The following is a 14,016-nucleotide window of genomic DNA, read 5'->3' on the forward strand; positions in this document are numbered from 1 at the left end:
ACCGACACCCCCGAACTCGTCGAGGAACTGCGCGCCCACGTCGGCCGCACCCTGGGCCCGATCGCCAAGCCCAAGCAGATCAAGGTCGTCGGCGAACTCCCCAAGACCCGCTCCGGCAAGATCATGCGCCGCCTCCTGCGCGACATCGCCGAAGGCCGCGAAGTCGGCGACACCACCACCCTGACCGATGCCACCGTGATGACGTCGATCCGGGCCCAGCTGTCCGGCGGAACCGGCAAGGACTGAGTACCCTCGGCCCTGCATCGGCGCAGGTGATCGCGATAGGGATCGACCAGCGTGGGTTCGTAGCGGGGCGTGCGGCGCTCTGCGGTGGGCTCCTTCATGCGGGAGTCCCGCTTGACGGTGTTCAGGGCGACGTCGAGACGGCGGGCGCACCCGAGTAGCCCGACGCCCTGGCCGAGCAGCCTGTGGACCGGGCGCCACCGTTCGCGGGTGGTCTGCTCGCGTACGTCTCCGGGCCGGGCGGGGTTCACGGCGGTGGCCCAGCAGGCGGCGTGGGAACGGACCTCGGCCAGGGCCTTGCCGCACGGGTTGGGCCACAGGTGCCACCTGTCGTTGACCTGCACCGCTTCGGGGAGCGCCTGGCGGATCGCCTCGCCAGGGGAGCCGGAGCTGTCGCGGCAGACATACTCGGCCCCCGGGTGCTCGCGTAGCCACGTGACCAGGGTCTGGGTGGTGCGGTCGGGCAGGACGTCGATCCGCTCGCCGGTCTCGGCGTCGATGAGCGTGGTGGCATAACGCTGACGCTGGCGCAGGGCGAAGTCGTCGACGCCGAGCACGCGCGGGACGCGCAGCCGCGGCGCCGACTGGCGCATGAGCATGCGCATGGCGGTCGAGCGGGAGACTGCGCAGGCCAGTGCGCCGGAGAGGCGGGAGCCCGCCCGGCCCGCTAACTCCTCGACGATCTTGCCGAGGTGGTCGGCGAGGCGGCGCGTGCGCCGCTGGTAGCGTTCGATCAGACCGGGGACCTGTTCGCGGATCGTCTGCCGCGGGCAGCCCCGGACCGGGCAGACCATCCGCCGGACCCGCACCGATGCCACGACCCGTCGCCCGTCCACCGGCACATCCGCCAGCACTCGCCCGTGGAAGGCATGCACCTGTCCCGTCAGCTGCCCGCACGTCGGGCACGGCACCGGTTTCGTCCCGGGTCCGTGCGGACACCCGGATGACCTCGCCCTCATCCACCGCACCCTCGACGACGAGGGCGGACAGCCCTGAAAAGACCGCACTCACAAGCTCGTTGACATCACGCATGCCGTGCCAACGAAAACAGTCACCCTCTGTTACCGCCGATTACGGGGCAGAGCCGTTGATTTGACACTCCTGCAGTGGGTTGGTCTCGTCCGCGCGCCCAGAGGCCCCCCTCGCAAAGGCCGTGACGGTCGAGATGTCTGGGCGGAGCTCCCCGCTCCTGAGGAGCCCTGCCCATGGAGAGCTGTCAGAACTGGTGGTCGAATACCGCGGTCACGGGCGCGTGGTCGCTCCATCGTTCGGTGTGGGAAGCGGCGCGTTCGACGTAGGCCTCGACGGCTTTGTCGGCCAGGGCTTTTGTGGAAACAATTAGGTCGATGCGCCAGCCGGAGTCGTTGTCGAAGGCGCGGCCGCGGTAGGACCACCAGGTGTAGGGGCCGGTGCGGTCGGGGTGGAGGGCGCGGACGACGTCGACGTAGCCGGCCTCGTCGTAGACGCGGGAGAGCCAGGCGCGCTCCTCGGGGAGGAAGCCGGCGGCCTTCTGGTTGGCCTTCCAGTTCTTGAGGTCCTCGGGGCGGTGGGCGATGTTCCAGTCGCCGCAGACCACGACCTCGCGGCCCTCGGCGGCGGCGCGGGTGCGGAGGGAGGTGAGGTGGTCGAGGAATTCCGCCATGAAGCGTTCCTTCTCGTCCTGGCGCTCGGTGCCGACTTCTCCGGAGGGGAGGTAGAGGCTGGCGACGGTCAGGCCCGGGAGGTCGATTTCCACGTACCTGCCCGAATTGTCGAATTCCTCGGACGCGAATCCGATGACGCTCCGCAGAGGCTCCTGCCGGGACAGGACGGCGACGCCGGCCCGGCCCTTGGCGGCGGAGGGGGCCCAGGCCGCGTGCCAGCCGTCCAGGTCGCGCAGTTCGACGGGCAGTTGCCCGGGCTCGGAGCGCACCTCCTGCAGGCAGATGACGTCCGCCTCGGTGGCGGCCAGCCACTCGATGAAGCCCTTCTTGGCCGCCGCCCGGATTCCGTTCACGTTCACACTCGTCACCACGATCACCCGGGCAGCCTACCGAGCGTCCGGGCCGCGGCCGAAGCGTGACGCGCGAGGTCGCGGTATGACGTGAACGCGGCATAAATATGTGCGACAGTCACACCAAGGCCTGCCATTGGTCTTGACCATCTCCGGACGAAGCCCCTAGGGTCGCTTACTGCAAAGACCTTTAATAAAGAAGGACGGATAAAAGCCCGCTCTCCCACCTGCCGCAACAGCGGACAGCGGGCCCGGCATCCGCCCTCCTCGGTGCAGGGCGGACAGAACCAGGTGGAGGACACGGTGGGGACGACAGGACAGCTTTCGGCGGTGCCGGAACCGAAGTACTGGCACCTGCGCACGGTGCTGCTGCGGGCCATCGACTCGGAGTTCTCCACCGGCCAGGTCCTGCCCAACGAGCGCGAGCTGTCCGCCCGCTTCGGCGTCGCCCGCGCGACCCTGCGGCAGGCCCTCGACCAGCTGGAGCTGGAGGGCCGTCTGGTCCGCCGCCGGGGCATCGGCACCCTGGTCGCCGCCCCGCGCGTCGGCGTCCCGGTCAACCGGCAGGAGGAGGGCTGGCCCGGCGCCGCCCGCAGCCACGCCTGGCGGACGGTCGACTGCACCACCGCCCCCGCCTCCGCGCAGCTGGCCAAGAACCTGGGCATCCCCGAGGGCGCCACCGTGCACACCGTCCGCCGGGTCCGCCTGGTGGAGGGCCGGGCGGTGGCCAGCGAGTCGCTGCACGTCCCGGCCGCCGCGCTGCCGCACCTGCCCGGCTTCCGGGCCGAGAGCGACCGCGCCCGCTCGGTGCTGCGCCAGCTGGAGCGCCTGGAGGTGGACGGCGAGTCCCGCTCGGTCGAGCTGGGCGTCGCCGAGGCCAGCGAGGCCGTCCTGCTGGAGCGCCCGCCGGGCTCGCCGGTGCTGGTGATGACCACCCAGTACGCCGCGGCCGGCCGTCTGGTGGCACTGGCCGTCTCCACCTACCGGGCCGACACCTGCAAGCTGACCTTCGGTGAGACCGGTCTGGTGGAGGTCACCCCGGTCGCCGCCGGCTCCGAGGTGCGCACCGCCTCCTGATCCACCCTCCGAAAACCCTCAGGGCGAGGCCCGGACACCCGCGCGGTGTCCGGGCCTCGCCCGTGTCGGAAGCCGGTGCCCGAAGCCCGGGCCCGCCCTCCCGTGCCCGAAGGCTGCCCGGGCCCGAAGCCCGGGCCCGCCTCCGGTGCCCGAAGGCTGCCCGGGCCCGAAGCCCGGGCCCGCCTCCGGTGCCCGAAGGCTGCCCGGGCCCGCCTCCCGTGCCCGAAGCCCGGCCCGGCACGCGTCAGGCGCGCCCGTTGCCGGTGGTCGGCGGGTCGACGGCGAAGAGCTGGTCCTCGACCTGGTCGAGGGCGACGCGCAGCGCGCCCATGGCCACGACCTCGGAGCCGAGCGCGGCGAGCGCGACCTCGGGGGCGCGCAGGGTGAACTGGGCCAGGCGTTCGCGCAGCGGTTCCAGGACGCCGTCCAGGCCGGCGGCCCAGCCGCCGATCACCACCAGCCGGGGGTCGATGGCCAGGACGAGCGCGGCGACGCCCTGCACCAGCCGGGTGAGGAAGCGGTCCATGGCGACCTTGGCCACCTCGTCGCCCTCCCGGGCGAGCCGCAGGACGCGGGCCACGGCGGCCTCGTCGAGCGGGTTGAGCGGCTTCCCGGTGGTGGAGAGCAGGCGCTCCGGGGTGACCTCCTGGCCGAGCAGGTGGAGGGCGCCGATCTCGCCGGCCGCGCCGCCGAAGCCGCGGTGCAGCCGACCGTCGATCAGGGAGCCGGCGCCGGGGCTGAGGCCGGCCATGACGAAGACGACGTCGCCGGCGCCGACGGCGGCGCCCTGCCAGTGTTCGGCGATGGCGGCGAGGTTGGCGTCGTTCTCGATCAGGACGGGGCAGCGGAAGGAGCGGCGCAGCCGGGCGCCGAGGTCGAGTCCGGTCCAGCCGGGCATGGCGGTGCCGAGCTGGACGGTGCCCTCGCGGTCGACGATGCCGGGGGTGCCGACGCCGACGGCCCACAGGTTGTCGCGGGAGATGCCGGCCTTGCGCAGCACCTCGGCGACGGCGGTGCGGACGGCGGCGAGCCGGTCCTCGGCCTCCAGGGTCTCGTCCACCGGCTTGAAGTGACTTCCCACCACCTCGCCGGTGAGGTCGGCGAGGACGACCCGGATGTCGTGCACCCCGATCTCGATGCCGAGGATGTGCCCGGCCTCGGCGCGGAACCGGAACCAGCGGGCCGGGCGGCCGCGGCGGCCGGCGCCGCTCTGCCCGTCGTCCTTGGGCTGCTCGACCTCGGCCACCAGGCCGGTCTCCACCAGGCCCTCGATGACGCCCTCGACGGTGGGGCGGGAGAGTCCGGTCTCGCCGACGAGCTGGGTGAGGGTCACGGAGTGGCCGGTCCGCAGCGCCCGAAGCGTGACCGCCGCGTTGATCCGCCGCAGCAGTGAGGAGTCTCCTCCGGTGAGCCGATCCGCCAATGCGATGCCCTTCGCCGTTCGCGCGACTGCCCTGGCGCGCGGTGTCGAGTGCGCGGTGCCCACCGAATGGCCCGCGGGGGTGTGCCGTCCGGTCACGGCGCGCCGGCAGGGGGCCGCCCGCGCCAGGGCCGGAGGACATGCGGGAGCCTACCCGGGGGCGGGCCCGGCGGGCGAGAATCCCCGCAGCTCATCCAGGCTTCGGTATCGAAATGGTACGCATCGGGTGGCGGTGCGTGACCCGGGCTTCACCGCTCGACCACGGACGGCCCGTACCGGGGCCCCCGGAGCGGCCCGGAGGCGGGTACGGGCGGGGCGGCGCCCCGGCGCCGGGTACGGGCGGAGCCGCGGTGCCACCGGGAGCTGCGGGAGCCGCGGTGCCGCCGGGATCGGTCGGCGGTGGTGCTGCCGGGTCAGGGGGTCACGGCGGCGAACAGCCGCTGCCCGAGCAGGCCCATCGGGTGGCCGTCCTCGGGCAGCACCAGGACGGTCGGGCAGCCGGCGGCGGTGAGCGCGGCCCGCCAGTGCTCCGCGGGGCGGGCGGGGTCGACCCTGGCCCGGCCGGTGATCAGCAGGTCCAGTTGTTCGTCGGTCGGGGCGAGGAGCAGCAGCAGGCCGCCGGGCACCAGCAGGTCGGTCAGTTCGGCGAGGCCGGGGCCGGCGGGGCCCGCGAGGCCACCGGCCCCGGCCGGGTCGCCGGTGTCGCCGACGGTGGCCACGAGGACGTCGTAGCGGTCGCCGTCGGGCTGCTGGTGGTGGTCGGCGGTGCGCCGGGGGCGGGCGGCGAGGGCCCGGGCGACGGCGGAGTCGGCTCCGTCCGGGCCGAGTTCGAGCACGCGCAGCGGGGCCGGCCCGTCGTGGGCCTCGGCGAGGCCGCGGACGAGTGCGCCGAGGGCGGCGCCGAGGTAGCCGCGTGAGGCGGCCCAGCGGACCGGGGTGGCGGCGGCCCGGGGTTCGTCCTGCCCGGTGATCAGGCGGGGGAGCCGCAGGGCGCCGCGCCGGACCCGGTCCAGGGCGGTGACCGGGCCGAGGCCGTCGGTCCAGGTCTCGACGGCGGGCCGCCAGGACTCCCGGGCCTCGGCCGGGGTGGGGGCGGAGCGGCCGTGCAGGGCGTCGCCGTGGCGGGCTATCAGGCCGTGCCGGTGGAGGGCGTCGAGCCAGCGGGTGACCCGGGGACGTTCGGCGGGGGTGGTGCCGGTGGCGGCGAGGATCTCGTCCTCGGTGTGTCCCCGCGCGGGGTCGGTGAGGACGTCGCTCTGCTGGAGGGTCAGCAGCAGGGCGGTGAGCACGGCGTGGTCGAGCTGGGCGCCGAAGGCCCGGACCTGTTCGGGGGTGATGCCGATGGTGTGCTTCCAGGCGGCGGCCGAGGCGGTGGCGACGGCGCCGCGCAGGCGCCGGTCGGCGGCCTCGGCGGGGCTGTGCGGGGCGCGGACGTGGGCGAGGACGGCGCCGAGCGCGTCGACGGCGGCGTACACGTCGTCCTGCCGGGGTTCGGGGCCGACGTGCAGGACGAGCCGCAGCGCGCCGAGGTCGTGGCCGGGGAGGCCGGGGTCGCGGCTGAGGCGCCAGAGCAGGGTGGAGGGCAGGCTGAGGTGGGTGGTGGCGCTGTCGGCGAGGGCGGTGAGCTGCTGGTGGGGCTCCTGGTCGAGGTCGCCGCAGTAGACGGTGCCGCCGGCGAGGAGGGTGGCCAGGGCGAGTTCGACGGCGAGGTCGGTGGCGGGGTGGAGGACGGTGTGCCGGATGGGTGGGGCCCCGAGGACGCCGGCCCAGTGCCGCAGCCGTTGTTCGGCGGTGCGGGCGGCGGAGGGGGCCAGCGCGGCGTGGGCGGCGACCCGCTCGGCGAGGGCCCGGGGCAGGCCGCCGGGCGGGGAGACTCCGAGCAGCAGGCCGATGCCGCTGATCGCGCGCCCGCCGGCGACGACGGCGGGCCGGTCGCCGAGTTCGCGCAGCGCGCTGACCAGGGCAGGGGTCGGGGGCACGGTGATCACTCCGGGGTGTGGGGGGAAGCCGCACTACTGAACCATGCGGCCGGGTCGGGCGCTGCCGTGCACGGGTCAAGATTCCGTAATGATTTTCATATCGGCCAGCCAAAGTGGTCGGACGATCTCCGCCCGAAGCGGATGGAACTCCGCATTCCGGAAGGGTGATCGACTCCTTGACAGGCGCTCCGGGCGCTGGGTTACTTGGCCGTGGGAGCCTGACCGAACGATCGGTAGGCACCCGGATCGGCCGACCCGTGGAGGAGCGACGATGACCGGCACCCCGCCCGACCCGCACCGACGGCTCGGGGAGCCGATCCCGCCCGCCCTGCTGGACGACGGCGAACGGCTGGGCCTCGACGAACTGCGCGCCCTCCAGCTCGAGCGGCTCCGGGCCACCCTGCGCCACGCGTACGGGGAGGTCGAACTGTACCGCCGGAAGTTCGACGCGGCCGGCGTCCGCCCCGAGGACTGCCGCACCCTGGCCGACCTCGCCCGCTTCCCCTTCACCACCAAGGCCGACCTGCGCGAGGGCTACCCGTTCGGGATGTTCGCCGTCCCGATGGAGCGGGTCCGCCGGATCCACGCCTCCAGCGGCACGACCGGGCGCCCGACCGTCGTGGGCTACACCGAGGCCGACCTGTCGATGTGGGCCGACGTCGTCGCCCGCTCGATCCGCGCCGCCGGCGGCAGGCCCGGTCACAAGGTCCACATCGCCTACGGCTACGGGCTGTTCACCGGCGGCCTGGGCGCGCACTACGGCGCCGAGCGGGCCGGCTGCACCGTCATCCCGGCCTCCGGCGGCATGACGGCCCGGCAGGTGCAGATCATCCAGGACTTCCGCCCCGAGATCATCATGGTCACCCCCTCCTACCTGCTGACGCTCCTCGACGAGTTCGAGCGGCAGGGCGCCGACCCGCGCGACACCTCGCTGCGCATCGGCATCTTCGGGGCCGAGCCGTGGACCGAGGAGATGCGCCGGGAGATCGAGGACCGGCTCGACCTGCACGCCGTCGACATCTACGGCCTCTCCGAGGTGGTCGGTCCGGGCATCGCGCAGGAGTGCGTGGAGACCAAGGACGGGCTGCACATCTGGGAGGACCACTTCTACCCGGAGGTCGTCGACCCGTTCACCGACCGGGTGCTGCCCGGGGGCGAGGGCGGCGAGCTGGTCTTCACGTCGCTCACCAAGGAGGCGCTGCCCGTCGTCCGCTACCGCACCCGCGACCTCAGCCGGCTGCTGCCCGGCACCGCGCGGCCGGCCTTCCGGCGGATGGAGAAGGTGACCGGGCGCAGCGACGACATGATCATCCTGCGCGGCGTGAACCTCTTCCCGACCCAGGTCGAGGAGATCCTGCTGCGCACCCCGGGCGTCGCGCCGCACTTCCAGCTGCGGCTCTCCCGGCAGGGGCGGCTGGACGCGATGACCGTCCGGGTCGAGGCGCGTCCGGACGCGCCGGCCGAACGACGGGCGGCCGCGCGGGAGGAGATCGCCCGGGCGGTGAAGGACGGGGTGGGCGTCACCGTCGAGGTGGAGGTGGTGGACCCGTACACGCTGGAGCGGTCGGTGGGGAAGATCAAGCGGGTGGTCGACGAGCGCGGCTGACGGTGCGGGGCCGGGGCGCCGTTCGCGCCGCTCGCGGCGGTGCGGTGCGGTGCGGCGTGGTGTCGGCGGTGGGCGCGGCGCACGGTGCGCGGGGTGCGCGGGGTGCGCGAGGAGGTCGGAGGCGCACGGCTGTCCGGGGGGTGATGCCGTACGCCTCCGACGTCTACAGAAATGTAGACGGCTGGTCCGGGTGCCGTCCAGCCACCGCGCGCCGTTCGTCCGCCGAGCGTCCGCCGCCACCGCGCGCCGGCCGGGGGCTCACCGGTCCCGTCCGTCCCGGAGTCGGGCCGTCCCGCAGCCGGTCCCGTCCCGGAGCCGGTCCCGGCTCACTCTCCCCGGGCACCCCGACCGTTCCCTCCCCGGCCGGGGCGTCCGGCGTGCCGGGTCGCCTCAGCGCCCGGAGCCGTCGACGACGGTGTTCCCGGTCAGCTCGCCGCTGGTGCCGTCCACCGTCACCCGGTGGCGCACGCCGTCCGGGCCCACGACCACGACGGCCCAGGCCGCCGAGCCGCCCTGCGCGGTGACCCGGTTCAGCGACTCGGCCCGCCCGCCGGGCACGGCGGCCTGCGCCTTGTCCAGCGCGGCGGAGGCGCCCAGCGACGGCAGCGGTGCCGGGGCCGGGCGGCCGGCGTCGGCGCCCGGCCGGTCGCCGCGCCCCTCGCCCTGCCCGCCGCCGTGGTGCCGGCCGGCACCGGCCCGGTGCTCGTCGCCGCCGCGGCCGCCCAGGTCGCCGTGGTCGTGCGAGCCGCCCTCGTCGCCCCGGCCGTTCTCGCCCCGGCCGTTCTCGCCCCGGCCGTTCCCGTCCTGGCCGCCGTGCGACCAGGGGCCCTTCCCGACCGGACCGTCCCCGGCCCGGTCGAGCGCGCCGTGGTGCCCGCGCGCCATCCCCTCGTGCGCGACGGAGACCACCACCGCGCCCGCGCCGACCAGCGCGACCGCGGCGACCCCGGCGGCTATCCGCTTCTCCTGACCGCTCGCCCAGCCGCGCAGCCGGGCCGCCCGGGAGCGCTTCGGCGCCGGTTCGGGCTGCCACTCCGGGCCCTCGGGCAGCGGGGTGGTGGAGGACGTGGCGTCGCTCATCGGGCGTTCTCCTTGCCTGGGCTGTTCATCGCGCCCGGAACCCCCGGGTCGCGCCCGGCGATCATGGCGGACCCTTCCTGAACCCCCGCTTAAGACCGGCCCGCCCCCCCGTTGGGACCCGCCCCCCCCGGTGGGACCCGCCCGGCGGCGGGGCGCGCGGGGCCACCTGGCACCCTGAGCGGATGCACATACTCGTCGTCGAGGACGAACACCGGATGGCCACGGCGCTGCGCCGGGGCCTGGAGGCGGACGGCCACACCGTCGACACCGCCGCCAACGGGCCCGACGGCCTCGTCCTCGCCGGCCGCCACCCCTACGACGTGATCGTCCTCGACATCATGCTGCCCGGCCTGGACGGCTACCGGGTCTGCGCCAGGCTGCGCGCCGACGGCTGCCGGGCCGGGATCCTGATGCTCACCGCCAAGGACGGCGAGTGGGACGAGGCGGAGGCGCTGGACACCGGCGCCGACGACTACCTCTCCAAGCCGTTCTCCTTCGTCGTGCTGCTCGCCCGCCTGCGCGCCCTGCATCGCCGGGTCGACCTGCGGCGCCCGCGCCTGCACACCCTCGGCGACCTCGTCCTGGACGCCAACGCCCTCACCTGCACCCGGGCCGGCACGCCCGTCCACCTGACCGCCCGGGAGTTCGCGATCCTGGAGTGCCTGGCGGCGCGCGCCGGGACGGTGGTCTCCAAGCGGGAGATCCTCGACCAGGTCTGGGACGCCGACCACGACGCCGACCCGAGCGTCGTCGAGGTCCACGTCCACGCGCTGCGCCGCAAGATCGACGCCCCGTTCGGCCGGACCGCGCTGCAGACCATGCGCGGCGCCGGCTACCGGCTCGCCCCGGACGGCGGCTGAGGTGCACCCGCGCGTCCCCCGGCTCCGGAGCGCCCTCCGTGCCCCGCGGCTCCCGCGGCTCCCGCGCCGGCTGCACCGGTTCGTCCCCCGGTCGGTGCGAGCCCGGGCCACCGCCGCCGCCGGGACGGTGCTCGCCGCGGCCCTCGCCCTGGCCGGCGCCGGACTGCTCGCCACCGTGCGCGCGGACCTGGTCGCCTCCGCCGCCTCGGCTACCCGCCAGCAGGCCGAGACCGTCGCCCAACTCGCCGCCCAGGGGCGGCTCACGCCCGTGCTGCACGCCGGACACGGCACCGACTTCCTGCAGGCCGTCGACGCGCACGGCACCGTGCTCGCCGCCAGCCCGGACCTGAGCGGCCGGCCGGCCCTCACCGCCGCCCGCCGGGCCGGCTCGCACACCACCCACGACGTCGATCCGCTGCACGACCACCACCGCCAGCGGCTCACCGCCGTCACCACCGACACCCCGGACGGGCCGGTCACCGTCTACGCGGGCACCTCGCTGCGGGCGGCCGACGAGGCCCTCGACACCACCCGGGCCGCGCTCGCCGTCGGCTGCCCGCTGCTGCTGCTCACCGGGGTCGTCGTGACCTGGCGGGTGACCGGGCACGCGCTGCGGCCGGTGGAGGCGATCCGGGCCGAGGTCGACGCGATCACCGGGCAGGACCTGCACCGCCGGGTGCCCGAACCCGGCACCGCCGACGAGATCGCCCGGCTCGCCGCCACCATGAACGCCATGCTCGACCGGCTGGAGGACACCGGACGGCGCCAGCGCCGGTTCATCGCCGACGCCTCGCACGAACTGCGGAGCCCGCTGGCGGTGCTGCGCACGCAGCTGGAGGTCGCCGACACCCACCCCGACCCGGCGGTGCGGGCCGAGCTGGTGCACGGCGCGCTCCAGGACACCGACCGGCTGCAGGGCCTCGCCACCGACCTGCTGCTGCTCGCCCGGCTCGACGCGGGCGGCGGGGCCGAGGAGCGGCCCCGGCAGCGGACCGACCTCACCGGGCTGGTCGCCGCGACCGTGCTCGGCCGCCCGGCCGGGGCGCACCGGCGCACCACCGACCTCGCCCCGGGGGTGGCCGTCGACGGTGTCCCGCTCTGGCTCGGGCGGCTGCTCACCAACCTGCTCGACAACGCCGACCGGCACGCGGCCGGCGCCGTCCACGTGCGGCTGGCCGCCGACCCCGGCCGGGGCGTGGCCGTCCTGGACGTGGAGGACGACGGCCCGGGCATCCCGCCGGCCGACCACGAGCGGGTCTTCGAACGTTTCACCAGGCTGGACGACGCCCGTAGCCGGGACGAGGGCGGCAGCGGACTCGGCCTCTCGATCGCCCGGGACATCGCCCGCCACCACGGCGGCACCCTGGCCGTCGTACCGGCGCCGTCCGGCACCCGGCTGAGGGCGGAGCTCCCGATGGCGGCCCCGCACCGGTGACCGCGGGACGGTGACCGGGGGACCGGTGACCGCGGGACGGCGATCGCGGGACGGCGATCGCGGGACGGTGACCGCAGCGCGGTGAGCGCGGAGCGAATGCTGACGGTCGGACACCGGACGCGCCGCCGGCCCCGCCCGGCCCCGCCCGGCATCGTCGACGGCCGTCGACGGCCCTCGGCGGGCGCCGACGGGTGCGCGGCTCCCTCCGACGGCCGAGCCCGGACGCTCCCGGTGACCCGTTCGGCCCAGCCGGGATCGTGGTGACGGCCGGAGGTTCCCAGACTCGGAGGAGCGGGGGCGAACTCAACCGGAGAGGCTTCCTCATGAGCATCGGGCTTCGCCGCGTCCTCGCGGTGACCGCAGTGGTTTCCCTCGGCCTGGGCGCGGCGTCCTGCGGCAGTGCCAAGCAGTCCACCACCAGCAGTGGCGGCTCCTCGGGCAGCTCGGGCGGCGCGAGTGTGAGCGGCAGGGGAGCCGTGCGGATCGGCCTGCTGCTGCCGGAGAGCAAGACCACCCGCTACGAGCAGTTCGACCGGCCGCTGATCGAGCAGAAGATCAAGGAACTGGCCCCGGACGCGCAGATCGACTACTACAACGCCAACCAGGACGCGACGCTCCAGCAGACCCAGGTGGACACCGCCCTGACCAAGGGCGACCAGGTGCTGATCCTGGACGCGGTGGACTCCAAGTCGATCCAGTCCTCCGTCCAGAAGGCCCACGACGCGGGCGTGAAGGTGGTCGCCTACGACCGCCTCGCCCAGGGCCCGGCGGACGCCTACGTGTCCTTCGACAACCACAAGGTCGGCCAACTCCAGGGCCAGGCCCTGGTGGCGGCGGTCGGGGACAAGGCGAACAGCGGCCAGATCATCATGATCAACGGCTCGCCCACCGACCCCAACGCGGCCGACTTCAAGGCCGGCGCGCACAGCGCCATCGACGGCAAGCTGAAGATCGGCAAGGAGTACGACACCCCGCAGTGGGACCCGAACACGGCCAACCAGGAGGCCGCCGCCGGCATCACCGCGATCGGCCCGAACAACGTGGTCGGCATCTACTCCGCCAACGACGGCATGGCCGCCGGTATCGCCACCGCGCAGAAGGCCGCCGGGATCAACACCCCGCTCACCGGGCAGGACGCCCAGCTCGACGCCATCCAGCGGATCCTGGTCGGCACCCAGACCATGACGATCTACAAGCCGTTCAAGCCGGAGACCGACGCCGCCGCGCAGATGGCCGTCACGCTGGCCCAGGGCCAGTCGCTGCCCTCCACCGTGGTGCCCACCTCGTCGACCAGCGGCAGCGGCAACAAGGTGCCGTCCAACCTCATCACGCCGATCGTGGTCAACAAGGACAACGTCAAGACCACCGTGGTCCAGGACGGCCTGTACACCGTCGCCCAGATCTGCACCCCGGAGTACGCCGCCGCCTGCACCGCGGCCGGCCTCCAGTAGTCCGCGGCGTCCCGTAACGAGCAGGCCCCGCCTCCACACCGGAGGCGGGGCAAGGGAGTTGGTCACTGTGGCAGGTGAGACCGTACTGGCCCTGCGCGGGGTCTCCAAACGGTTCGGCGCCGTCCAGGCGCTCACCGACATCGAACTGGAGGTGCACGCCGGAGAGGTGCTGGCCCTGGTCGGCGACAACGGCGCCGGCAAGTCCACCCTGGTGAAGTCGATCGCCGGCGTGCACCAGCCGGACGACGGGTCGATCGAGTGGCAGGGCCGCCGGGTGTCCATCCACCGGCCGCAGGACGCCCAGCACCTGGGCATCGCGACGGTCTACCAGGACCTCGCGCTCTGCGACAACCTCGACGTGGTCGGGAACCTCTTCCTCGGCCGCGAGATCCGGCGCTTCAGCATCCTCGACGAGGTCGCGATGGAGAAGCGCTCCCGGACGCTGCTGGACACCCTCTCCATCCGCATCCCGAGCGTGCGCATCCCCGTCGCCTCGCTCTCCGGCGGCCAGCGCCAGGTGGTCGCGATCGCCCGCGCGCTGATCGGCTCGCCCAAGGTCGTCATGCTGGACGAACCCACCGCCGCCCTCGGCGTCGAGCAGACCGCCCAGGTGCTCGACCTGGTCGAGCGGCTGCGCGAGCAGGGCCTCGGGGTGATCCTGATCAGCCACAACATGGCGGACGTGATGGCCGTCGCGGACACCGTCGCGGTGCTGCGCCTCGGCCGCAACAACGGCGTCTTCGACAAGCGCTACACCAACCAGGAACAGATCATCTCGGCCATCACCGGCGCCACGGACAACGCCGTGACCCGCCGGCAGGCCCGCGGCACGGAGGGCTCCCAGTGACCGAGAACTTCCCCGGGGGCGCCCC

10 protein-coding genes and 2 pseudogenes are annotated in these 14,016 nt (G+C 74.5%); 7 read left to right on the plus strand and 5 right to left on the minus strand.

The window, feature by feature from the left end; genetic code table 11:
* Window positions 1–246: pseudogene (locus AB0N04_RS12250) on the plus strand (acetyl-coenzyme A synthetase); the annotation flags it as partial.
* 8 nt (window positions 247–254) lie between these two features.
* Here AB0N04_RS12250 and AB0N04_RS12255 read toward each other — a convergent pair.
* Both AB0N04_RS12255 and AB0N04_RS12260 read right to left on the minus strand, forming a co-directional pair.
* Window positions 255–1,275 (minus strand): annotated as a pseudogene (locus AB0N04_RS12255) (ISL3 family transposase); the annotation flags it as partial.
* A gap of 184 nt (window positions 1,276–1,459) precedes the next feature.
* Entirely contained in the window at window positions 1,460–2,263 is an 804-nt protein-coding gene (locus AB0N04_RS12260) for an exodeoxyribonuclease III (protein WP_360219510.1), read from the minus strand.
* 276 nt (window positions 2,264–2,539) lie between these two features.
* Between AB0N04_RS12260 and AB0N04_RS12265 the strand changes: the two genes are divergently transcribed.
* Window positions 2,540–3,313 (plus strand): GntR family transcriptional regulator, encoded by a 774-nt coding sequence (locus AB0N04_RS12265; RefSeq protein WP_360219507.1) that lies wholly within the window; start codon window positions 2,540–2,542, stop codon window positions 3,311–3,313.
* A 244-nt stretch (window positions 3,314–3,557) separates the two neighbouring features.
* On the opposite strand, the gene AB0N04_RS12270 is transcribed toward AB0N04_RS12265, so the two are convergent.
* Together AB0N04_RS12270 and AB0N04_RS12275 are read right to left on the minus strand one after the other, a co-directional pair.
* On the minus strand, window positions 3,558–4,736 hold the full coding sequence (locus tag AB0N04_RS12270; RefSeq protein WP_360219504.1) for an ROK family protein: 1,179 nt from the start codon (window positions 4,734–4,736) through the stop codon (window positions 3,558–3,560).
* A 410-nt stretch (window positions 4,737–5,146) separates the two neighbouring features.
* Window positions 5,147–6,712: a hypothetical protein gene (locus tag AB0N04_RS12275; RefSeq protein ID WP_360219501.1), complete on the minus strand. Its 1,566-nt coding sequence runs from the start codon at window positions 6,710–6,712 to the stop codon at window positions 5,147–5,149.
* A 271-nt stretch (window positions 6,713–6,983) separates the two neighbouring features.
* Here AB0N04_RS12275 and paaK point away from each other — a divergent pair, with 271 nt between their 5' ends.
* Entirely contained in the window at window positions 6,984–8,318 is a 1,335-nt protein-coding gene (gene paaK / locus AB0N04_RS12280) for a phenylacetate--CoA ligase PaaK (RefSeq protein ID WP_360219498.1), read from the plus strand.
* A 390-nt stretch (window positions 8,319–8,708) separates the two neighbouring features.
* Here the strand turns inward: paaK and AB0N04_RS12285 are convergent, their stop codons facing one another.
* A complete protein-coding gene (locus AB0N04_RS12285) occupies window positions 8,709–9,398 on the minus strand; it encodes a hypothetical protein (RefSeq protein WP_360219495.1) in 690 nt (229 codons plus the stop codon).
* 182 nt (window positions 9,399–9,580) lie between these two features.
* On the opposite strand from AB0N04_RS12285, the gene AB0N04_RS12290 reads away from it, so the two are divergent.
* The 4 genes from AB0N04_RS12290 (at window position 9,581) to AB0N04_RS12305 (ending at window position 13,991) form a co-directional block, all read left to right on the plus strand.
* Complete coding sequence (locus AB0N04_RS12290; RefSeq protein WP_360219492.1) at window positions 9,581–10,258, plus strand: response regulator transcription factor; 678 nt, start codon at window positions 9,581–9,583, stop codon at window positions 10,256–10,258.
* A gap of 94 nt (window positions 10,259–10,352) precedes the next feature.
* Window positions 10,353–11,693, plus strand: coding sequence for a HAMP domain-containing sensor histidine kinase (locus AB0N04_RS12295; protein ID WP_360219489.1), 1,341 nt, complete (start codon window positions 10,353–10,355; stop codon window positions 11,691–11,693).
* Window positions 11,694–12,016: 323 nt separating this feature from the next.
* Window positions 12,017–13,144, plus strand: a complete 1,128-nt coding sequence (locus AB0N04_RS12300) for a substrate-binding domain-containing protein (protein WP_360219486.1) — start codon at window positions 12,017–12,019, stop codon at window positions 13,142–13,144.
* A gap of 58 nt (window positions 13,145–13,202) precedes the next feature.
* On the plus strand, window positions 13,203–13,991 hold the full coding sequence (locus AB0N04_RS12305) for an ATP-binding cassette domain-containing protein (RefSeq protein ID WP_360219483.1): 789 nt from the start codon (window positions 13,203–13,205) through the stop codon (window positions 13,989–13,991).
* The last annotated feature ends 25 nt before the right edge of the window (window positions 13,992–14,016 follow it).

Origin of the sequence: Kitasatospora sp. NPDC051702 (assembly GCF_040681575.1) — a bacterium.
GTDB lineage: Bacteria > Actinomycetota > Actinomycetes > Streptomycetales > Streptomycetaceae > Kitasatospora.

Bases quoted from the DNA above. Each gene is read 5' to 3' on its own strand.
- paaK (WP_360219498.1), top strand. From the start codon at position 6,984: ATGACCGGCACCCCGCCCGACCCGCACCGACGGCTCGGGGAGCCGATC.
- AB0N04_RS12285 (WP_360219495.1), bottom strand. From the start codon at position 9,398: ATGAGCGACGCCACGTCCTCCACCACCCCGCTGCCCGAGGGCCCGGAG.
- AB0N04_RS12290 (WP_360219492.1), top strand. From the start codon at position 9,581: ATGCACATACTCGTCGTCGAGGACGAACACCGGATGGCCACGGCGCTG.
- AB0N04_RS12300 (WP_360219486.1), top strand. From the start codon at position 12,017: ATGAGCATCGGGCTTCGCCGCGTCCTCGCGGTGACCGCAGTGGTTTCC.